Source organism: Sporosarcina sp. AD_1, assembly GCF_057373025.1.
Window position 1 is genome coordinate 339,677 of sequence record NZ_JBPVIR010000003.1, and the last position, 20,855, is coordinate 360,531.

Sequence of the window (20,855 nt, forward strand, 5' to 3'; positions counted from 1 at the left end):
GCACCTCGCTTCATTTGTAACTTCAGTATACCGCACGAACCTGTCCGTCCACAAAAACACTGAAATCCAACGGCGTTTTTATGAAAACAACCGCCCCTATGAGGAGGCGGCGGCTTTTTACTTGCTGTCGAAACTCGTGCGTTTCGGTTTTAAATCAAGTGACAACGCTGTACGTTTCACCCGATCTTTCACTTCCTTAAAAGTGACGAACGTTTTATGCTCAGGGTCATATAACTTATAGCGCAATGATTCTAAGCTCGTTCGAATCGTAATGGTCGTCGCCCTTTGAAGTGGCGGCGTGGATTCATGCGCCAATTCCAAGTTGTAATTCGGCACGCGCGGCGCCAAGTGATGCACATGGTGGAAACCGATATTTCCCGTTGCCCATTGCAATATTTTCGGAAGCTTGTAGTACGAGCTTCCTTCAACAGCCGCTTTTACATAATCCCATTCCGACTCTTCCTCGAAATAAGAATCCTCGAATGTATGCTGAATGTAGAACAGCCAAATGCCAAGTGCTGCTGCAACAAACATGATCGAACCTTGCACGATTAGAAACGCTTGCCATCCGACAAGCCAGATCATCAATGCATAAACAGCCACAAGAATTGCGTTCGTCAGATACGTATTCATCCGTTCTTTCCGGCGTGCATCCTTCCGGTTGAATCGGCTGGAAATTAAGACTAGATAGAGTGGCCCTAAACCGAACATAACTAATGGATTGCGATAAAACCGATACGCAAAACGTGTCCATTTAGATGCTTCCAAGTATTCCTGAATTGTCAGCACCCAAATGTCGCCGACTCCGCGCTTATCTAAATTCGAGCTGGAGGCATGGTGGATCGCATGCTCGCGCTTCCATTGTTCATAAGGAAATAAAGTGAGCACGCCTGTAATCGTGCCGACGATATCATTCGCTTTTTTATTCCTGAAAAATGAACCGTGCGTGCAATCGTGGAAGATGATGAACGTCCGCACAACAAACCCAGCGGCTACGACGGCAATTGCAAATGTAAGCCAAATCGAAACAGATAAGCTTTGGTAGGCAAGAAACCAAAGGATAAATATTGGCGGAACGGTATTGATCAACTGAATGACACTCTTCTTCAAGTCTGATTTAGCAAAAGGAGCTACATCTTTATGCAACTGCTTTGTCTTCTCTTTACTCATAGTACGTATCCTCCTCGAATCGGAAGTTTTTTGATACTACCATCGTAAAATGAATCGACCATTGGCAGAAGACATAAATGTAATGACTTTTCATATGACAACTATCATTTTTTGTGAATAAATTCACAAACTAGTTCTTATTTCAACATACCGCCGTCCACTTCCAGCACAGTTCCGTTCACAAAATCTGCCTCGTCCGAAGCTAAAAATAGATAGGCATTTGCAATATCTTCAGGTTTTCCTAAACGGGTAAAGGGTGTCATCAGTCGAATTTGTTCCAATACCTTGTCCGGGATCGTATGAATCATTTCCGTTTCAATAAAACCCGGTGCGACGGCATTTACATTAATGCCCTTCCGCCCGTATTCCTTCGCCCATGTCCTCGTCATGCCAATGACTCCGGCTTTTGACGCAGCGTAATTTGTCTGTCCGACATTGCCGCCTGTCCCTGCGATGGAGGATGTATTAATGATCTTGCCTTTACCATGCGCCAGCATAGGAGGCAGGAACGCTTGCGTACAATGAAAAACGCCTGTCATATTCACATCGAGAACACGCTGAAAGTCTGCAGGATCCATTTTGACCAGCAATGCATCTTTTGTAATACCTGCGTTATTCACGAGGATATCGACTTTTCCAAAGTGAGACAGCACCTGTGCGGCCACAGCCTGTACAGCTTCCCCATCCGCCACGTCCACTGGAAAGAAGACCACTGCAATTCCTTCGCCATGCAATTGGCGGGCCATCTCTTCTCCGGCTTTCTCGTCGTAATCCAAAATAGCCACTTGGGCTCCTTCTTTGCCAAACAGCCGGGCAGCAACTGCACCGATTCCTTTTGCCCCTCCTGTCAGGACAGCCGTTTTCCCCTTTAAACGCTCCATTAAATCCCTCTTTCCCCAATTATTATTTTTTAATTAATTATATTCTATCATATTGCAAAGCTAACCCACACATGAAACCCAAACCCGTTCCCTTTTAATATGGAGTTTCCCTATATGAAAAAGCAGGCCTCAAAAATGAGCACCTGCTTCTGTCTCCTCTTATACGTATGTTTCAACCGCCGACTGGATTTTCGAACGCGAAATCGAGTAATGACTGGCATTCCAAACCGCCTGGCCATCGACGAACAATATTAGCTGAGGCGTTTCGTGGCGTATGCCAGTAGCTAATTCAATGTCATTGGATACAGAACGGGCTGTTTGAACAGTGATAAAGTATTTGGGAATAGGAGTAACAAATCTTTCGAATTCCCGAAAACCAGCTGCACTGACTGGACATGTAGAGCTATGCTTAAGAAGGAACACGGCTCCTCCTTTAGAGGCATCCCTCACGTCGGCCCATTCATCAGTGGAAAGAATTTCTTTCATTGTCTTCCTCTCCTCCATCACATCAATTAATTATTTTTTCCCTTCCTGCCGGCCATTCTAAACATTAGATCTTTCTGATGCGCAAAAATGAGAAGCGCGGAAAGGCAACCTAACAATACGGGCACAACATAGCTAAACGGAAACAAGCAGGATAGAAACGGCACAGCTACAATCGCCGCGAATCCGGCCAACGTAAAGCTGCGGATAAATGGGTAAACTAGCAGGAACACCACTGCGAAACCGGCGAACAAAGGCGGGTAGAACATGAGCAGACCGCCAATGTATGTGGAGATCCCCTGCCCGCCACGAAATTTATAAAATACCGGCAAAATATGTCCTAGCATGGCCGCGAGAAGCACGGCTAATTCAACGGCCATTCCGCAATCCAACCACTTGGCTATTGCGACGGGAATCGCCCCTTTTAATGCATCTCCCAGAAAGACAAGGACAAAGGCACGCTTCCCAAGCACACGGCCGGCATTACGAGCTCCGGGATTGCCGCTTCCTTCGATCCGAATGTTATGGCCAAATAGCTTGCCAATCCATGTTGCGGTAAGTATGGTGCCAAGCAAATACGCGCCAATGATCAGAAATACAACAATCATGACAGACCTTCTTTCGAACTTTTCATTGTGACAGGCGTTTGTTATTATGTATGAACAATATGTTATGAAACTGAGGTGTAATCCCTTGAAAATACTCTTCACCCGAATGGCAGCAGCCTTTTTGCTTTGCCTAGTATTCGGAGGCGTTTTTGCATTCATTGCCCGGGGGATTAGTAAGGCGACCATCTTCCAATTCGATGATACGGTTATTTCAATCGTACAGGGATGGGAAAGTAGTTGGCTAACCCCCATCATGAAGGCATTTACATGGATTGGCTCCACTTCCGTCGTTCTGCTCCTGATTGCTGCAGGCTTTATTCTCCTTTATTACGTCTTGAAAGAGCGCATGCAGGCCTATCTTTTCCTCACAGTTATGCTCGGTACCGGCGTGCTGAATCAAGTGCTGAAAATGATATTTAAACGGGAGCGCCCCGAGATCCATCGTCTGATCGAAATTGGAGGCTATAGTTTTCCAAGCGGTCACACGATGATGTCGTTCAGCTTATACGCCATTATTGCGTACATTATCTGGCGCCATACAAAATCGGCCTTTAGCAGAATAGCATTCATTTTATTCGCCATCATCATGGCGTTATCGATCGCAATCAGCCGCATCTATCTCGGTGTCCACTATCCGAGCGATGTGGCAGGCGGCATGGCAGCAAGCGCATTTTGGCTCATTGTATCGATTTCCATATACGGATACTACCAGGACCGTACAGCAAAACGTCCCAAACCGTCCACTGCATAAAGTGGGCGGTTACTTTTATATGGGCGGCAGAAATTCTTTAGCCATGCTAGTATATGGAACACTGCCAAGGTTTGATCTAGAAAAACCGTCTTTTAACTTTCATACTTCTTCGCTTCATCTTCCGATAGCACACGCGGATCAAATCCACCCATTTCCACGTAATCCACTCGACCGTTCACTTTCACTTCATAGACATCCCGATTGCTCGTGCTCTGAACCGACTCGACAGTTTCCTCTTGTTTCTTATAGAAAGCTGTAATATCCTGCTCCACCCATAGAGGGACTTCGTTGCGGAATTTTTGCCGCTCTTCCTGCTTTTGATCCCATGCCTGCTTCGCTTGAGGGTCTAGCCGGAAATAGATATCTTGCAATAGATCTATCACTTCCCCGAACCCGATAATCAGAAGGCCATAAAGGACATGCGTTGCAATAATGCCGATGAAACCGAAAAGGGCAACACCGCTAATTGAACTGCCTAAGTAAATCTCTTCCCCAAATTCATTGAAAAACTGATTACCCATTCCTGAAGTAGTTGCCAGGAAGACGATTGCTTGAATGACTCCCCATCCCATAACGACAATACCAGCAATTTTAATTATGTTTCCGATAATGCTGCGCTGTTTGAAAAAGGTCCGCATCTGTTCCACCTCTTGTGTTTTATTTCTTACCTACTGTACGATACAGAAAAGAGAATAGTTTCAGAATGGAGGGAATTCGGGTGAATCCGTTTACAGAGAAAGTCGTCGCCATCATATCGGGCATACCGGCAGGGCGGGTGATGTCATACGGGCAGGTAGCCGCCTGTGCTGGAAATCCAAGGGGCGCCAGGCAAGTGGTTCGGGTGCTGCATTCCATGAGTGCAAAACACCAATTGCCCTGGCATCGGGTCATCAATGCACAAGGTGGCATTTCAACGCCGCCAGACCGGGAAGATAAAGGCAACAGGCAACAGGAGCTGCTTGAATCGGAAGGCGTCCAATTCAATGAGAACGGTAAAATCGACCTGTCAATCTATCGCTGGTTTCCTGAAATCGGAGAAGAGGAATGGCGGTGAAGGGAGGCTGGCCCTGTTCTGCGAATTTCTTCAACAGGCAAATGGCAGACCATTCTAAATTGCGGCAGACTCCCTATAGAGAACACGCTGCACCGACAGCACGCGATCGATTTTGAACATGCGCCTCTCTTTGCGCAAATAACAATAGGCGATGAAAGTATTTACTCCGATTGACAGAATCTCAACCCGGCGCTTTGTAAGCTGACCATCTGCACGCATATAAATCATATCCGCCAACTCGTGTCGCTCGCATAATTTGAGCAATTCGTTTCGCATACAACAGCCTCCCGAAAAGAACATTTGTTCCCATTATATGCGAACAAGGTTGATATTGCAATGGGCAGCTACTTGTAGGGGATCAGGTCATGAGTTTGCGCAACTTCACTCTGCTCCCGCTCCTCCCCCATCCCCGCCACCAGTGCCACTACTTGCGGAAGTATCTCCCACAGAACTATTGTTGCTTCCCCCTCCCAACCAGCTTTCATCCTGTCCCCAGGCATGATGCTCGATTGTAAGGAAAGATAGTGGATCAGTTGATAAAATCGGCCAAGCCGTAAAAGGGCGAACGCGGGAAATGACCGGCTTTACCAAATACATACGCCGTTCATATCGTTCGATATCGTCATTTGACCAATCGGGAGGAGGATTCATTGACCAATATCTGAAATAGTTGGCTCCCCATTTATACCGCAGTGCTCTCCACGAACCCACTATGTGGAATGGTGTCATGTAAAAAAGGAGCGCCATCGCGGCTAGCAATCCAAAACAGGCAACGCGCAAGTGATAAAACGGCATAGTGTAAATGAAAATAGCCATTGTGACAAAATAGAATATTGGCGGTATTCGCTCTAATGGACTTTTCCAAAATGTCCAAAGAGGAATGGTTGTTAGGGTGATAGCGATGATTGTATACCAAAAGCTATCAAGTATCATCCAGCTTACTAAGCCGAAAAACAGGCCGCCGCAAATGAGTAAACTCCGTTTCAGGTAATTAGGCCATTTTGTCGTCAGGGCACCTGCCTCTTCCAACAACTTAACCACTTCCCACTCCCACTCTCTCCTTTTTGCATCAAAACGTATCATAGATTGATTGCTGTGCCGCTTTCCTTTTATTGCGCTTAACGAACCTATGTCATGCAAATGGAATTTCCTCCGGCTCATGCCAGTCTTGAACAGAAAATTGATGAGCCGTTGTTCAACTGGCGCAATCGGCTCGGGGGTTGGATTTACATAGAAAGCGAGAGTTTCGGACGGCCTATCTTTGCGTTCCCTGAATCTTTCTGCCGAAGGCTCTGTTACCATCTGCACCCTGCCCTTCTCTACAAGTGAAAACAGACCAGCCAAAATACTTTTTCGCTGCGGATTTCCGTTCGTATGAATAAAGAAGAGATACAGTGGATCAACGTGAAGCAGCTTTTCCCAGTCCATTTTCCATCCGATAACCTTCTGGCGCATCATCAGAATGATAAGAGAGGCTAGAACGAGCATGATCATCAACCAATTGGCTATTGTGATAATTAATGAGATAGACTCCTCCCGTTGTTCGATGTTTGCCTGCCACTTTGTTTGAGACTGAATAGCAGATTCGAAAGAGTGCGGGTTGGGTAGTTTAAATTGCTCCGTCATAATGGCAGATGGATAAAGAACTTTCGTTTCCGTTAGAGTACGTGCCTTGGAGACGGGAACACTAAAAATGATGCCATCTTTATATACTTGTGGTGCGTTGGTTGTTACGTCCGCTAGGGCGCCATGGATGTGTCGGTCGCCGACTGCTCCAGGCAAAACATATGTGATGGACACGTCGTGCAAGTCTTTATTATGGTTTTTTCCATTATCAAAGTATGTGATACCTAAAGAACTGTAGCTCTCATAAGAAACGACGGCTTTTTTCATTATGTATACATAAAGGACATTCATTGTTTTCCTTTGATTCTCTAAGGAGGTAACCATCGTTTCATTTTTCTTTGTCGATTCCATTGGTACCAGCGTTGTCTTATCAATTTCTCCTACCACCGGATTCTCGCCTTTAACCCAATAAGCCTCGAACGATTCTATCTGATGGACATGACGATCTGGAAAGGATCGTTCCAACGTTGAAAACGAACCGTCTAACGTATAGGTGAATACTTCATTCACAACCATATCCCCATTTGGCTGGACCCACCCTTTGATTTGCACCCGGTCAATGGAATACGACTTCGCATGCACGTCGTCAGGCTGGAATAATACAAACAGCAAACCTATTAGAAAAACAGCTCTCCAATTCACCACCAGCTCCACACCTCCTTCTCGAACATACGAGTCTTAGAAGTAAAAGTTTCAACTTTACGTATAATTCCGAAAAATCGTTTGTCCACCACTCATCTCTACGTTCCAATTCGAAAGACGTAGGGTTATCTTCTCTTGGCCAGCCAAACATTAAAAAACAATTGATGTGTAAATCAATTATCGACATTTGGCAAAAATTCTTTTTCAAAAAGTTTATCGGTCACTTCTTGACGTAATCCATCACCTAGGATAATTAACCCATCCCCGTCAAATTCACCGGATAATTCTCCTCCACACTTCCGCCACAACTCCCCTAGGGATTGCGTTGCCACGCCTGACGGGGAATGGTACAATGGTCAGTAGGATATTGATGAAAAGGAGTGAGTCTTCATGTGGTTCCTAATAATTATGTTCACGCTGTTTGCTTTCATCTTAGCAGGTACGTTGTTCGGTCTTGTGCGGACGTTTGCTAATCATAAATAAGAAGAGACGAGTCGTTACATGCTTGCGTGTAATGACTTTTTTATTGGGGAGGGAATGAAGTGCAGATTGAAACGGAGCGATTGCTGCTGGTGGCATGTACCGAGGAGTCGGTTGCAGAGGCGTCAGTTGCCGGATATGATTTGAGGCCGCACATCTATGAGCATCTAGCGGCGTTACGCGAGGATCCTTCTATGTTGGGGTGGGGCGCGTGGTTTGTCACGTGCAAAAAGACGGACGAGGTCATCGGGGATATTGGCTTCAAAGGAAGACCTGACGCAAAGGGGAGTGTGGAGGCAGGATATGGCATGTCACCGGCAGCACAAGGGAAAGGCTTTGCGACAGAAGCGGTTCATGCTCTGATCCAATGGGCTTTTTCATCGCCAGCTGTTAAGCAAATCGTCGCCGAATGCCATGCGGATAATTTGGCTTCCATCCGTGTGCTGGAGAAGTTACAAATGGAGATGGCCGCAAGTAAGAATGGACTGCTGAAGTGGCAGTTACAAAGAAAGTGATAGGCGGGCAACCAAGCTACCCCCTATCACTTTGCTGACTGGCTGCTTTTTGCTCCATCCCATTTTGACGGAAGAGCAGCAGCGTTTATCCTCCATCATCATTGTGGCGGCATTACATCGGGCGGATGCAGATTTTCATTACCCTTTGCAAAGGTGGACATTTCATCGTTCACTTGAATCGCCGCAGACGCGTTTCCAGCGCCGACAAATGCTAAAAACAATACTGCCAAGAACGCTACATACCATTTCCGTTTCATGTCATCTTCTCTCCTTTCTCGTAAAAGTAAATCGCATACGCATCGGCCTTTTTAAAGTTGCCGATGGAGCGGTGGTAGTTGGCGAGCCGCCAAGCAAACCGTCTTGCTTCTCCTATGTAACCATGTTCTTTTAAAAAAGGGAATGCTATTTGTTCACAATAGTCAAAAAGATCATGTTGGGAAAATTTCATCTTTCGAAAGTACGTCAACTGGATAGCTACATATGGGTCATCCTTCCCCCGCGCGAGCACCTCTAATTCCTCAAGCAGGTGATCTATTTCAATCCCTTCCTCGGACGCTGTCTGCAGCATATGAATGAGGACTGATGTATAAAGCGGTTCTTCCGGTGTCATCAAGGATTTTAATTCCTTCAACAGCATATAGGCCGAATTATGATGCCCTCTTCTATTCTGAAGCATTGAATAATTATAGAGCACCCCTTCATACAAAGAGGATTCATCCATGAGACGGGCGTTCCGCAATAGCGTCTTAAACAATTCCTCTGCCTGCAAAAACAAATCCCTATTTGCAAAATTGACAGCCTGAAGCATCTGGGCATGCATGAGACGCAAGTAATTGCAGTCCTTCTGGAATTGATTGATGGCCAGTTCGGCAAAGTAGGACGATTGGCCGTATTCGGTTATCCGTTGCATGAGCCAGGCATTCTGATAATAAAACTCACCTTCAAACAATTGTGGGACCCGCCCATTCCGATCCTCAAGCCGCCCTGCAATTTCCTGTGCTTTCGCTTCTTCCTGGATAAACACATAATAGATAAAGTAAAAGACTTTTGCAGTGCCCCGCTCATATTCATCAAACGTCTGATCGAGCCTGGACAAAATTTGCATTTGCTGCGTCGCTTTTTGGCGATCCTGCTGAATCAAATAAAATCGAAGCTTGTACAACTCATAGCGGTTGACGAGATCGGTCGACTGCAAATAATCCTTCTTCTGCTCCAGCTCCTCATAAAGCACTTCCATTGATTTCAAATCATAGTACACCGAATAGGTAATGAACTTCTCCAGTTTTTCTCGATATGTATGGTAGACATCTAATTCTTGATTCCATTTGATATTCATTCGGGCAAACAGCTCGTCCAATGTCTCTTCGTGCGGAACGTATTTGTTTGATTCAATCTTGCTCAGATGGGAAATCGAACAAATTCCCTCGCATAGCTCCGCTTGGGTCAAATTATTCTTCATGCGATAATACTTCACAATGGACCCGACATTCATTCGACACACCCCTCGCTTTTTAAACAAACCTAACACAGAATATAGGGTATATACATGAGAAAACAGTCCCAGGGGAGTGAGGACTGTTCTGCTCATGATTCCTATAGTATGTCCGATGGCGACAATTGTTTAGGCTAACCCACCATGGACGTGAATCCGTTGTAAAATTTATTGAGGTGCTTGCTGCCTTCCTTGCTCTTTCACTGTACCAAACAATGAGCGTTTGCGAAATTGGGAAAATCCCCACGAATTTCGGCAAGCCATGTCGTCTGTTGCAGGTCTAATTGCCCCCGTGAGCAAAAAAAACCGGCAAACTGGTTGCCGGTGCGTTACCTTTTAGGCTTTCACGTCCCGCTGGACAAACGTCGTGTAACTGATGACAAGGAACACGACAACGTACACTGCGAGGACAGTCAGCGAGAATGGCAGTGAAATCCCCTCTACCATCTGATAGCCTGTTTCGTACTGCGTCAAATCCATGTGGGTGAATAAAATATATTTGGCTATTTCATAGCGAGAAAGCAGCATCGTGACGGTTGAACCCATGAAATAAATGAATAGTGACAACCCGATTGCGAGTGAGCTGGAACGGAACACACTGCCGATCGTAAAGGCAAATGCCGACGTCACAAACACACTACCAAACGATAGGAGCAACATGTAAAAGCTTTTGCCCCAAATAGAGCCTTCCACCACTTCTTTGCCATTCCAGACGAGATATTGGCCGTTACCCGACTTGAATAAAATAAACGCCAAAGTGACGAGTACGATATAGCCAATAAACATAAGCAGAATTCCGAATAAGTTGACTGCGATGAACTTCGAAGTAAGGATTTTCCACCGTTTCACTGGACGCGTTAACAGCATTTTGACGGTCCCTTGAGAAAACTCAGCAGCTACTATGCCCGCAGCAACGATAACCGCCAGCAATAGCACTGTACCTGAAATGCCAGACGGATCCATGATCATGGCCTCCCGGCTAAACTGATCCAATGGTTCAATCGAGTTGGCCAGGCGGTAATCCAGCACTTTTTCTTCGCCTTCCAATTCTTTTCGTTCGGATTTCGTCAATGACGTATCTGCCAGTTGGGCACGGACTCCCGCCAGCTCACCTTCCACACTGGCCTTCCAATCTGCCTGCTCGCCGACTGATACTTCAACGGAAGCATTGCCAACTTGTTTCATTGAATCCGTCCGCTGCGTATCAATCCATTTCGTCAGCCCCATCATCCCTGCGGTTAACACAACCAATAGGGCGACCATGACCCACGTCCCTTTTTTATGCCACAATTTCATCCATTCATTTTGTAAGAGTTTCAGCAATTTGGCCACCTCCCGTCATTTCCAAAAACTCATCTTCTAGCGTTCTCTTATGCGGCTGGACGGCAAATACCTCTGCGCCTTCCGCAATCATTGACCGGACGAGGCCCGGAATTTGCGCTTGCTCTGCATTGACAATGAACCCATCCTTAAACCGGTCCACCGTGAAGCCTTGAGCGGCAAGCAAAGCGTCCACCCGTTCGGCTGGCGTCGCTTCCACATAATAAAACGATCCTTGTGTCTCTGACATTTCGCGAATATCGATCAGTTTACCGTTTTGAATGACCGCAATCCGGTCACACATCAGTTCAATTTCCGACAGCATATGGCTCGATACGAAGACCGAAACACCTTCTGTTTCCGCAATCCGTCGCAAATACGTACGGAATTCCCGGATGCCTGCCGGGTCCAGACCGTTTGTCGGTTCATCCAAAATCAAAAACTTTGGCCGGTGCAACAACGCCTGCGCAAGTCCAAGCCGCTGCCGCATTCCGAGTGAATACGTCCCAACCTTCTCGTGAATCCGGTTTTGCATCCCTACTTGTCGCACGACTTCGTCGATGCGCTCCTTCGTCACCCCTTTATGCATACGGGCGAAATGCAACAGATTCTTATAGCCGGTCATGTATTTATACATCTCCGGATTTTCAACAATGACCCCCACTTTGGACATGCCTTCTTCAAAATTGTCCCGAAGCGAGACGCCGTCAATGATCACATCGCCTCCCGACGGTTTCATGAGACCGACCATCATCCGGATCGTCGTCGTCTTCCCCGCTCCATTCGGGCCGAGGAATCCCGTAATTTGGCCTGGATATAAAGATAGATTCAAATTATCAATCAACAGCTTACCGCCGATCGATTTGGATAGGTTTTTCAATTCCACGATTGGTTTCATTTCAATATCCACTTCCTTTCATTACGCTTTTTCTTTAAACAAGGACACCATCCAGCTTGTCGCATCCACTCCATGAATATCTCGGATATCGTCGATTGGCTCCTGGGCGATGATTTTCCCATGGCGCAACACGATAATCTCGTCCAGCAATGGTTCCACTTCCTTGATTTCATGTGTGGACATCAGGACGGTTTGGCGCTCCGGATCCGTAAATCGGATTAGCCCTTTCGCAATATCTTCCCGCACCATTGGATCGAGCCCCGAAAACGGTTCGTCGAGCAAATAGTAGGCCGCATCCCTTCCAAGAGTCACCGCAATCTTCACTCGCCCCCGATTCCCCTTGGACAAGTTTTTCATTCGGGCATCCAGAGAAATATTCAAAAACTGAGCGATTTCTTTTGCTTTGATCAAATCAAAATCCTCGAACTGGGAAGCGTAATAGTCAAACAGCTGGCCGACTTTAAAATAGGGGTAAAACGCATCCGTATCCGACATATACGCTAAATGAGCAGCAATATTTCTCGTAATTGGCTCCCCATTAAACGTTGCCTTTCCCTCATCGGGAGTAAGCAGTCCCGCAATCACTTTCAACATCGTCGACTTGCCGCTCCCATTTTCCCCGACGAGGCCGATAATTTTTCCTTGCGGCAGTTCCAATGACACTTGATCGAGGACCCGTTTGCCGCCATACTTTTTCGAAATGCCCTGTAACTTAATCATTGGAGCCACTCCGTTCTATCAGTACTTTCACCATCTCGTCCCTCGTAAACCCAAACGCCTCCACGCTAATAAGGAAAGTCGTCACCAGCTGCTCCTTCATCTCATGGCGGAGAGCTGCAATCCTCTCTTCATTTTCCGTCACGAACGAACCCTGCCCCCTTCTCGTTTCTGTGATTTCCATCTGCTCCAACTCCTTATACACACGTTGCATCGTATTCGCGTTCACACCCGCTTCAACAGCGTATTCACGTACGGATGGCAGCTTCTCGCCTGACGCCAAATCGCCCCGTATGATGTCCCCCAAAATGCGATCGATGAGCTGCTGGTAGATCGGCTTATCCGGTGTAAATTCAATGCTCATCGTCCGTTCCTCACTTTCCGGCTAAGCATGAAAACTGCAGCCATAAATAGTAACAAAGAAAAGAAGCCATATAGCAGCAATCCCCCGCCTGTGACAAACGCACTCTCCGGTATAAGGGCCGTTAAAATGAAATGACGGTACTCCATGAACGTCAGATTGTTAATGCCAAACTTCGTATCCATAAGGGGCAGTGCCTCCCGGAGCCATTGGAAAGGTGTTCTAAAATAAATTGCCCCCCATAAAACAATGCCCCCGACACCCAGAAAAGCCGTCATTACATAAGCGACCAATCTGGATACCAACACGCTCTTTACCATCTGGTAGAACGACCAGAAAAAGAAGCTGACCGCCATGATGAACACCGCATTGATCAAGAGTGTTACAATGACTCCCGCCGCAACATACAATGCTGTTCCAATCGAAATTGATTCAGATGGATGACTCATGTAATATACAAGCCCCGTCATCAGGGAGCACAAGATGAGCGAACAGAGTGTAATGAGAATGGCGAGCACAGCCTTCATTCCAACGAGCCTGAAAAGAGACATCTTGGTATGAAGCCATAAATCCAGATGAAGAAATTCTTGATTCACACTGCTAATTAATAAAAAGGCCATGATAAACATATGAATGGCAAACCACACGCCGGTCATATCCTTAATCTCCAGCACCGTATCCAATCGAGGATTGCTGTAGAGGGGGGCGTAGCTGAACGCGCCAATGGCGATATTGACAACAAGGAAACTGACAGCAATCCACCGGGACTGCATCCATTCTTTATAAAGCAGACCTGCTGACATGCCCATGCTCATCGCCTCACTTTCTTTTCAAGCAGCATGGCTCCGACGATAAAGAATAGTAGGAGACAAGCGAAATCAAACACCCATTCCCCGATATAAAACGTCGTACTCGTTATTTCAAAATACGAATCCTGCAAGTCAATCCGATGATTTTTGAAATCCATCATGTCCAGCTTGCCTTGAAGAATGAACATCTCATAAAACTTGGTAGAAACAAAAATAGAATAAAGGCGAACAGACAAAATGAATAGCAATAGCGTGATAACAACGGAAAACCCTTTGATATACGGCTTCATCAATTGATCCAGCACAACGAAGAAAAACCCGATGAGCATCAGACAAATGGAACCGAGAAAGACAGCTGAGATGAAGAGACTACCGTAAAACAATAGCTCATCAAAAACAATATAAGGCTGATTCGTGAAAACATACCAAATGGCTACAACCACGACCGACAAGAGCAAACTGGCGAGTCCAACCAGTATAGCAACCACCATCTTCACACCGACCAGCTGATAAATGGAGGCGGTGGAATGAAGCCACAAATCCGGTTTCTTCATGTCACGATAAAACAACATGAAAAAAGTGAAAAGCGGAATGAACACACTGAACGCCGCCCATACAAAACAAAGAACGGTCGCAATCTCAAATGAGTTGACCTCGAAGCCCTCCACAAAAGTACTGACAAACAGCGGCAAGCCGACAAGCCCCAGGCCGAATAGAATAAAACTCCCAATCATCTGCCACTTGATGGGCAACCACTCTCTCAGCAACAAACCATTCCACTGCTTCATACCTTTCTCTCCTTCTGTATCGGTGTATTAGTTACATAGTACACTATATGTATTTGATATGTAAAGAGATACCATAAATTTATTTTGGAAATGGCGAATTGGGCGAAAGAAGCTTGAGCGGAAGATAACAAAGCCTTCGGGGAAGTAACTGATACTGATGCGGATGACCGATAACTAGGTGATTGTAATCGATAAACTTATTGAAATGACCGAGGAACCTCACCTAGTAATTGATAAAAAACGAGTTGATCGATAACTCACGAAAACTGACCGATGACCTATAGAAAGGGATCGGTCACTCCTCTCTACCAGTTCTTCACCCTTATAAGAATCAAAAAACATCATTCATTTTACTTATGAACAACCATTCAAAACCGGACATGGCATTCCCTTGTCGGCTCTCGTACACTGAGGATAGGAAGAGAGGAGTAGATGGAAATGCATTCGTTTATGTTGGGGATTGATCATGTGCAGCTGGCGGCTCCGCCGCATTCGGAGGAGAAGGCGCGCCACTTTTATGGCAACCTGCTTGGCATGGAGGAAATTCAAAAGCCTTCTAATTTGCAAGGGCGGGGCGGGTGTTGGTTCCGCTGCGGTTCGCAGGAAGTTCATATTGGTATCCAGGAGAATTTTATGCCAGCACAAAAAGCGCATCCCGGCTTTACCGTCCGTGCGCTGGATGAGTTGCGTGCCCGCTTGCAGGAAGCCGGTTGTCCTGTAAAGGAGGAGCCGCCCATTGAGGGGCGTTCCCGTTTCTTCACGGAGGATCCGTTCGGTAACCGCATTGAATTTCTAGAGTTTGATTAATGAACAGGCCGCTCTACATCAGGCGGCCTCCTTTATGCTTCGATGATGGCTCTCTCCTGTTCGTCCAGGCGGCGGAGTTCTTCAGCTGATTCGTCACGCTTTCTCCCTAACTGGGTTTGCACGCGGCGCACATCCTGCAATACAGCATTCAGCTTGCTTTTCGCGTCAGAAATGCGTGAATGCACCATCCAGTCCGAAAAGATATTATCAAAGAAAATATCTGTGAAGGTAAAGATATCATTTTGATTCACTTTGAATGATTCTGTTGCGATGTTCTGGACGTCCATCAGCTCCGTTTCATAGTGGCGCAAAGCCCGTTGAGCGCGGTGCACTAAATCATCCGAACCATCCATTTCCGAGTATTTCAAGGCGCTGACGATCAGGCCGCCTCCCAAGAACGTATCCCACATGGACAGGCCCTCTGCATTTCCCAGTTTATCAAGCGCTTTGTCGAGTGCACGCAAGGCTTTCTCTCCTGCCTCATGCGCCTCATCAATTTCCCGGATCATGGAACGGACACGCACCCGATCATCTGCTATTTTTTGAAGCGTCCGGTTGGCATTCGTATCATTTTGACGGATCCATGTTTCTTTTTCCTTAATAAAATCAGCCCAGTCTTCTTCAACATAGGCATAATCCGTGTGATTTGCCTGCTCCCGGAGCCGGGCCACTTCGGCTTCCAAATCCGTCACTGTTTTCACAGCTTCATTGTATTTCAGCTCCGCCTCCGCCACTTCATTAATTTCTTTCTCCATTTGGGCATCCCATTTGCCCGACCATTCTTTTATTTTATTGGCAAACGAGAACTTCCCCAGCTTGATGACGTCCTGTTGTTCCTTTGTCAACTGCCGCTGCAATCGGTCGCGCAGCTGGATAGCCTCTTTCAGCTGGGCTTCTGCACCAGCCAGCCGTCTGATTACCCGGTTTCGCTCGTTCCGGCGCATGGTTAGCTCCATTTGCCGTTCTTGTATTGAATTTCGCATAGCCCGCACACTCCTTTCTCCTATTTACGAAAGAATAAAGGGAAAGTTTCACAAATAGACGTTTCGGCTGCTTCCATTCCACAGCTACATCTGCTAGCTGTTTTGCCGCGGCAGTAGGATGACGATTTCCGTCCCCTTTGACGAAGAAAACACCTGCACCTCTCCGCCATGTGCTTCAATTAATTGCTTCGCGATCGTTAACCCGAGACCCGTACCGGATTCGTCTGTCGTCGTGTTCGTTCCTCGGTAATAGCGGTTAAACAAATGATCGATCACTTCTGGAGGGATTCCAGCTCCTTCATCCCGGATCACCAATTTCATCCAATCCTGCTGTGATGCGAGCTGGAGATGAATGGCTGTTTCCGGAGGATTATGCTTACTCGCATTGCCGATAAGATTATCCAATACCCTTTCGAATCTGGATGGATCGATGAGTACATGCCCTTTCTTCTCTCCCTCAATCAAAATTGGGTTCTGCCAATCCCGCCGCTCCACATACCGGCTAATATATTCATGCAGCTCCATGTGTTTCAGCTCCAATTGGACGCCATCATTTTTCAGCTGGTAGGTATACGTCAAATCATTGATGAGCGCATCCATATAGCCTGCCTTCTCCATCATCGTTTTGGCAAATCCCCTCACCTCTTCTGAGGACCATTGATGATTGGATTCCAGCATGACCGCATACCCATAAATAGAACTTAACGGCGTTTTCAAATCGTGGGAAAGTCCTGTAATCCAGTCCTCCCGCAGCTTTTCTGTCCGGTTAATCGTCCTTTCGTTTTCTTGTAAATTTGAAGCCAATCGGGTGAGGGACAAATCCACATCCTCGTATATCCGATACTTCCTTTTTAGCCTGTCGTCCTTCTGTCTACGGATTTTACGGTCTTCTGGCCTCTTATAATCCTTCTTCGATAAGCGTTCCATCCATCTCAGGAAATAAAAGACCGGCTTTCCGAACCTGCGGCCAATCCATAAGGAGAACCCTAGAGTTACGAAAAGCAAAAGCAAGTGATAGAGTACAAATCCCTTTGAAAAGGATATAAATAGCTGTTTATCCAACGAATCGAGTGCATGATAATAAGGGTTGTCCATCCGAATGACGGCTATGTTTCCACCTTGTACGGGCGTCGATGATAACAGTTCCTTTCTTTCATTCACAGATGAGTTGGATTTCAGTAAATCCGTTGCCTGTAAAGGTTTCGAGCCGGAGGTAGATGTGGAATTCAACAATTCTCCCGTTTCGGAGAACAGCTCAAAAACAGCTCCTTTCTTCTCCAACATTTGTAGGTCTGTTTCGGTCAAATCAGGAAAATGAGGTTTCCTCTCCAACTCTGCCAACAGGACATCCGTTTCCGTGTATTCTTCAAACAACAAAATATGTCCATCTTCCAACGTCCACGTGCGGATTCCCTTTTGCTCCGCCAACGTCTTCAGTTCATTCATTCCATAAGAATTGGGTAGAATCCCGTCTTTCGATGAAGCCAAAACAGTTCCATTTGGATCAAGAATCTGAACAATGCCCCCGCTCCGTTCTGCTATGTCCAATAATGCATCCGATGGACTGATGCCCTTGTCATCATGGATTACCGCCCATTCCATTTCACTTTGCTCGAGCACCCGTATGTCATGGTAATAAAACCCTTTCATCATTTGAAAAATGAAAACGCCAAACATGATGGCAGTGCCGATAAACAGCATTCCATAAAACGCAAGAAAGTAAAGTATGAAGCGGAATGTCATCTTATTCGATAATTTCATCTTAGAGCCCCCTCATACTTGCAGCTTGTAGCCGATGCCGCGGACGGTCACAATATACTCGGGACGGCTCGGATCCGCTTCCAGCTTCTCGCGCAGCTTTCGGATATGAACCATAATGGTGTTGTCATCGACAAACCCGTCATATCCCCAAACGTGTTCATACAACTGCTCCTTGGAAAGGACTTGATTCGGGTGCTGGCAAAACAGTTCAAGCAACTGGAATTGCTTCTGCGTTAAAGTGACTGCCTCGCCTCGTACCATCAAAGCCGCTCCTTCCACATCTAATCGGAACTCCCCAAATTCAAATACTTTCCTCTTAGCATGGAGAGTGGCCATATATCGAGCCGTTTGGACTTTAACCCGCGCCGCCAGTTCCATCGGATTAAACGGTTTTGTAATGTAATCATCCGCTCCGTGCATAAAACCCCGTAAAATATCCGCATCTGCCGCTTTGGCAGTCAAGAAGAAGATGGGTGCAGTTGAACGCTTTCTGATCGTTGACGCAAGTTCCAGTCCTGTGCCATCCGGCAACATAATATCTAAAATGAAGAAATCATAGTCCGCTTTCAACAGCTGCAGCTCCGCTTCCCTGTATGACGTACATACATCAATGAAAGCAAAACCTTCTTTCCGCAAAATGATTTCCACCATATCTCCGATTGCCTGTTCATCATCGACAACAAGAATTTTCGCCTCTTCCATTGCCATCCCCCTAAAAATTAAGATTCCGATAAGGTTCCTTTTATATGTAATTAAGTTTCATAGAACATACTAGACGTAAGAATTCATGATTCTACCATATCGGAACTGCATGACGATGACAATCCCTGGTATGACTAGAGACAATTTAGGAAAGGTGTCGAATCAAATGAATCAAAAGAGAATCCATTTAATTGATGGGATGAGGGGCCTCAGCCTCTTTGGCATATTATTAGCCAACTTACTGATCTTCCAATATGGGATGTGGGGAAAAGAGGAGTTGGATCTCACAGGCATCAATCAAGGAGCCCACTTCTTCACGAAAGTATTCATTGAAGGTAGCTTCATGCCCATCTTCACCTTTCTCTTTGGCTATTCCATGATAAAAATGGCGGAAGGGCTTCGCCAAAGAGGTTTGAAAGTGAAACGTTATTTCGCGCGACGCTTCCTGTTGTTAGCGGTTATCGGCTGGGCTCACGGTACTTTCCTTTGGGAAGGGGATATATTATTATTCTACGGGCTCATGGGCTTTTTCCTTCTCTTGTTTGTGAACCGTAAAACGAAAACGATTTTGGTATGGGCTATTTTACTGACTGTCTTAACAACGTCATTCATGCTCATCGGCGCCGGCTTTAGCGGGAAGAGCGCACCAGAAGAAGAATTCATGGCATCCCCTGCGTATATTGAAAAAACGAATGATGTGTATGCGAATGGTACTTACTCGGAAATCAAGCACCACCGGAACAATACCGATCCTTTTGAAAACATGCCAGATGCGCTCGTTTTAGTGATGCTTGTATTAGCACCGATTGCAACTGCCCCTCTTTTTCTGTTTGGCATGTATGCCGCTCGCCGCAACTTCTTTTCCAACCCTGCGCAGGAGAAGAAACTGTATCGCATAGGTACGTTGTTATTGGTGCCAATCGGCATTGCCATGAAGGCGATCTCAGAACTGGCCCCTTCTACTGGATGGACTGACTTCTTAATTGGAGCAGGAGCCCCGCTTCTTGCTGTCGGGTATATTTTCGCATTCGCTTGGCTCTACACCAAATTCATGGAATCTGTCGCCATGCGCGCTTTTGAAAGTGTCGGCAAGCTATCGTTAACCAACTACATGATGCAGACGGTCATATGTACAACAGTATTTTATGGTTACGGCCTTGGGCTTTTCGGCAAACTTGGAACAGCGGGCGGTTTATTGCTCGGACTCGGTGTGTTTGTATTGCAATGCACAGCAAGTTCCTTCTATATAAAACGTTTCCGCAGAGGACCATTGGAGTTCATTCTCCGCATGTGGACGAATTTCTCTTGGAATGGGCAAGTGAAGCCGAAGAAAGCAAAGAAGAAAAGAGATATCGAAGCGCATGCTATGTAAACAGGTCAACCACCTAAGGCGATAACATCATACAAAAAGACAGCCAATGTGGCTGTCTTTTCATTAGTGTTTAATTTCTCGGCGCAATTTCCGGTGCTCGCGGCGCGCCGGACCCGTTTCAAATAGCCGTTTTTCTGCTTCGGTTTCCGGATAAACACCCTGCACAGGGGTCGGTTCATTATCTGCGTCCATTGCCACCATCGTTAAAAACGATTCGGTTGTCAATTTCCGTTCGCCTGTCAATAAATCAACGGAATGTACAGAAACAAACACTTCCATTGACGTACGGCCAGTGGAGCTGACGACCGCCTCCAGTTCAAGGACATCGCCGACTGTAGCGGAAGAAACAAAATCGACAGAGTCGATGGAAGCTGTTACAACGGCCGAATTGGCATGCTTCATTGCAGTGATCGCTGCAATTTCATCGATATAGGCAAGAACTTGTCCGCCAAAAATGGTCTGCAGGTGATTTGTATCGGGAGGCAGCACCAGTTTTGTCTGGATTGTGCGCGAATGGCTCATTGGTCTAGCATCTAACATCATACCTCTTCCTCTCTCTGCTTACTCATCTATATAGTATACTCTTCCCTTCGCGCTATTTTAATGCATACGCAATAATCCGCATGCTTCCCATT

At 46.3% G+C, this 20,855-nt stretch carries 24 protein-coding genes; 5 read left to right on the top strand and 19 right to left on the bottom strand.

The features are described from left to right. Nucleotides 1-117: 117 nt before the first annotated feature. From desA to ACSW3C_RS07960, 4 genes are all read right to left on the bottom strand, one after another. Nucleotides 118-1,170 carry a Delta(5) desaturase DesA gene (gene desA, locus ACSW3C_RS07945; protein WP_486561908.1) on the bottom strand — a complete coding sequence of 351 codons (1,053 nt, stop codon included), beginning with the start codon at nt 1,168-1,170 and terminating at the stop codon, nt 118-120. A 137-nt stretch (nt 1,171-1,307) separates the two neighbouring features. Next, a complete protein-coding gene (gene fabG / locus ACSW3C_RS07950) occupies nt 1,308-2,051 on the bottom strand; it encodes a 3-oxoacyl-ACP reductase FabG (RefSeq protein ID WP_486561910.1) in 744 nt (247 codons plus the stop codon). Between the two features lie 159 nt (nt 2,052-2,210). After that, complete coding sequence (gene ytxJ, locus ACSW3C_RS07955) at nt 2,211-2,537, bottom strand: bacillithiol system redox-active protein YtxJ (protein ID WP_486561912.1); 327 nt, start codon at nt 2,535-2,537, stop codon at nt 2,211-2,213. Between the two features lie 26 nt (nt 2,538-2,563). After that, entirely contained in the window at nt 2,564-3,142 is a 579-nt protein-coding gene (locus tag ACSW3C_RS07960; RefSeq protein WP_486561914.1) for a glycerol-3-phosphate acyltransferase, read from the bottom strand. Nucleotides 3,143-3,227: 85 nt separating this feature from the next. On the opposite strand from ACSW3C_RS07960, the gene ACSW3C_RS07965 reads away from it, so the two are divergent. Then, nucleotides 3,228-3,893 carry a phosphatase PAP2 family protein gene (locus ACSW3C_RS07965; RefSeq protein WP_486561915.1) on the top strand — a complete coding sequence of 222 codons (666 nt, stop codon included), beginning with the start codon at nt 3,228-3,230 and terminating at the stop codon, nt 3,891-3,893. A gap of 92 nt (nt 3,894-3,985) precedes the next feature. On the opposite strand, the gene ACSW3C_RS07970 is transcribed toward ACSW3C_RS07965, so the two are convergent. Then, entirely contained in the window at nt 3,986-4,531 is a 546-nt protein-coding gene (locus tag ACSW3C_RS07970; RefSeq protein ID WP_486561917.1) for a hypothetical protein, read from the bottom strand. Nucleotides 4,532-4,611: 80 nt separating this feature from the next. Between ACSW3C_RS07970 and ACSW3C_RS07975 the strand changes: the two genes are divergently transcribed. Beyond that, nucleotides 4,612-4,947 carry an MGMT family protein gene (locus tag ACSW3C_RS07975; protein WP_486561919.1) on the top strand — a complete coding sequence of 112 codons (336 nt, stop codon included), beginning with the start codon at nt 4,612-4,614 and terminating at the stop codon, nt 4,945-4,947. 54 nt (nt 4,948-5,001) lie between these two features. Here the strand turns inward: ACSW3C_RS07975 and ACSW3C_RS07980 are convergent, their stop codons facing one another. Further along, nucleotides 5,002-5,223 carry a transcriptional regulator gene (locus tag ACSW3C_RS07980; RefSeq protein ID WP_486561921.1) on the bottom strand — a complete coding sequence of 74 codons (222 nt, stop codon included), beginning with the start codon at nt 5,221-5,223 and terminating at the stop codon, nt 5,002-5,004. 105 nt (nt 5,224-5,328) lie between these two features. Next, nucleotides 5,329-7,218: a DUF2207 domain-containing protein gene (locus tag ACSW3C_RS07985; protein ID WP_486561923.1), complete on the bottom strand. Its 1,890-nt coding sequence runs from the start codon at nt 7,216-7,218 to the stop codon at nt 5,329-5,331. A gap of 539 nt (nt 7,219-7,757) precedes the next feature. On the opposite strand from ACSW3C_RS07985, the gene ACSW3C_RS07990 reads away from it, so the two are divergent. Next, nucleotides 7,758-8,210, top strand: a complete 453-nt coding sequence (locus ACSW3C_RS07990; RefSeq protein ID WP_486561924.1) for a GNAT family N-acetyltransferase — start codon at nt 7,758-7,760, stop codon at nt 8,208-8,210. 98 nt (nt 8,211-8,308) lie between these two features. Here ACSW3C_RS07990 and ACSW3C_RS07995 read toward each other — a convergent pair whose 3' ends face one another. From ACSW3C_RS07995 to ACSW3C_RS08030, 8 genes are all read right to left on the bottom strand, one after another. Beyond that, nucleotides 8,309-8,467 (bottom strand): hypothetical protein, encoded by a 159-nt coding sequence (locus ACSW3C_RS07995; RefSeq protein ID WP_238080118.1) that lies wholly within the window; start codon nt 8,465-8,467, stop codon nt 8,309-8,311. Further along, on the bottom strand, nt 8,464-9,702 hold the full coding sequence (locus tag ACSW3C_RS08000; protein ID WP_486561926.1) for a helix-turn-helix domain-containing protein: 1,239 nt from the start codon (nt 9,700-9,702) through the stop codon (nt 8,464-8,466). The genes ACSW3C_RS07995 and ACSW3C_RS08000 overlap by 4 nt, the downstream gene beginning before the upstream one ends. Before the next feature lie 336 nt (nt 9,703-10,038). Continuing rightward, on the bottom strand, nt 10,039-11,025 hold the full coding sequence (locus tag ACSW3C_RS08005; RefSeq protein WP_486561928.1) for an ABC transporter permease: 987 nt from the start codon (nt 11,023-11,025) through the stop codon (nt 10,039-10,041). Further along, nucleotides 11,003-11,920, bottom strand: coding sequence for an ABC transporter ATP-binding protein (locus ACSW3C_RS08010; RefSeq protein ID WP_486561930.1), 918 nt, complete (start codon nt 11,918-11,920; stop codon nt 11,003-11,005). Before ACSW3C_RS08010 ends, ACSW3C_RS08005 begins: the two co-directional genes overlap by 23 nt. 21 nt (nt 11,921-11,941) lie before the next feature. Further along, complete coding sequence (locus ACSW3C_RS08015; protein ID WP_486561931.1) at nt 11,942-12,640, bottom strand: ABC transporter ATP-binding protein; 699 nt, start codon at nt 12,638-12,640, stop codon at nt 11,942-11,944. After that, the gene (locus tag ACSW3C_RS08020) at nt 12,633-13,001 is read right to left on the bottom strand and encodes a GntR family transcriptional regulator (RefSeq protein ID WP_486561933.1); all 369 of its coding nucleotides are present in this window, start codon (nt 12,999-13,001) and stop codon (nt 12,633-12,635) included. The genes ACSW3C_RS08015 and ACSW3C_RS08020 overlap by 8 nt, the downstream gene beginning before the upstream one ends. After that, nucleotides 12,998-13,807 carry a hypothetical protein gene (locus ACSW3C_RS08025; protein ID WP_486561935.1) on the bottom strand — a complete coding sequence of 270 codons (810 nt, stop codon included), beginning with the start codon at nt 13,805-13,807 and terminating at the stop codon, nt 12,998-13,000. Before ACSW3C_RS08025 ends, ACSW3C_RS08020 begins: the two co-directional genes overlap by 4 nt. Nucleotides 13,808-13,809: 2 nt before the next feature. Beyond that, nucleotides 13,810-14,595 (bottom strand): hypothetical protein, encoded by a 786-nt coding sequence (locus ACSW3C_RS08030; RefSeq protein WP_486561937.1) that lies wholly within the window; start codon nt 14,593-14,595, stop codon nt 13,810-13,812. A gap of 438 nt (nt 14,596-15,033) precedes the next feature. Between ACSW3C_RS08030 and ACSW3C_RS08035 the strand changes: the two genes are divergently transcribed. Then, nucleotides 15,034-15,402 (top strand): VOC family protein, encoded by a 369-nt coding sequence (locus tag ACSW3C_RS08035; protein ID WP_486561939.1) that lies wholly within the window; start codon nt 15,034-15,036, stop codon nt 15,400-15,402. A 32-nt stretch (nt 15,403-15,434) separates the two neighbouring features. On the opposite strand, the gene ACSW3C_RS08040 is transcribed toward ACSW3C_RS08035, so the two are convergent. From ACSW3C_RS08040 to ACSW3C_RS08050, 3 genes are all read right to left on the bottom strand, one after another. Then, nucleotides 15,435-16,385: a hypothetical protein gene (locus tag ACSW3C_RS08040; RefSeq protein WP_486561941.1), complete on the bottom strand. Its 951-nt coding sequence runs from the start codon at nt 16,383-16,385 to the stop codon at nt 15,435-15,437. Between the two features lie 93 nt (nt 16,386-16,478). Then, nucleotides 16,479-18,146, bottom strand: coding sequence for a sensor histidine kinase (locus ACSW3C_RS08045; protein WP_486561943.1), 1,668 nt, complete (start codon nt 18,144-18,146; stop codon nt 16,479-16,481). A 12-nt stretch (nt 18,147-18,158) separates the two neighbouring features. Beyond that, nucleotides 18,159-18,848: a response regulator transcription factor gene (locus ACSW3C_RS08050; RefSeq protein ID WP_486561945.1), complete on the bottom strand. Its 690-nt coding sequence runs from the start codon at nt 18,846-18,848 to the stop codon at nt 18,159-18,161. A 166-nt stretch (nt 18,849-19,014) separates the two neighbouring features. Between ACSW3C_RS08050 and ACSW3C_RS08055 the strand changes: the two genes are divergently transcribed. Beyond that, nucleotides 19,015-20,220 carry a DUF418 domain-containing protein gene (locus ACSW3C_RS08055; protein WP_486561947.1) on the top strand — a complete coding sequence of 402 codons (1,206 nt, stop codon included), beginning with the start codon at nt 19,015-19,017 and terminating at the stop codon, nt 20,218-20,220. 63 nt (nt 20,221-20,283) lie between these two features. Here ACSW3C_RS08055 and ACSW3C_RS08060 read toward each other — a convergent pair whose 3' ends face one another. Next, entirely contained in the window at nt 20,284-20,760 is a 477-nt protein-coding gene (locus ACSW3C_RS08060) for an acyl-CoA thioesterase (protein WP_486561949.1), read from the bottom strand. Between the last annotated feature and the right edge of the window lie 95 nt (nt 20,761-20,855).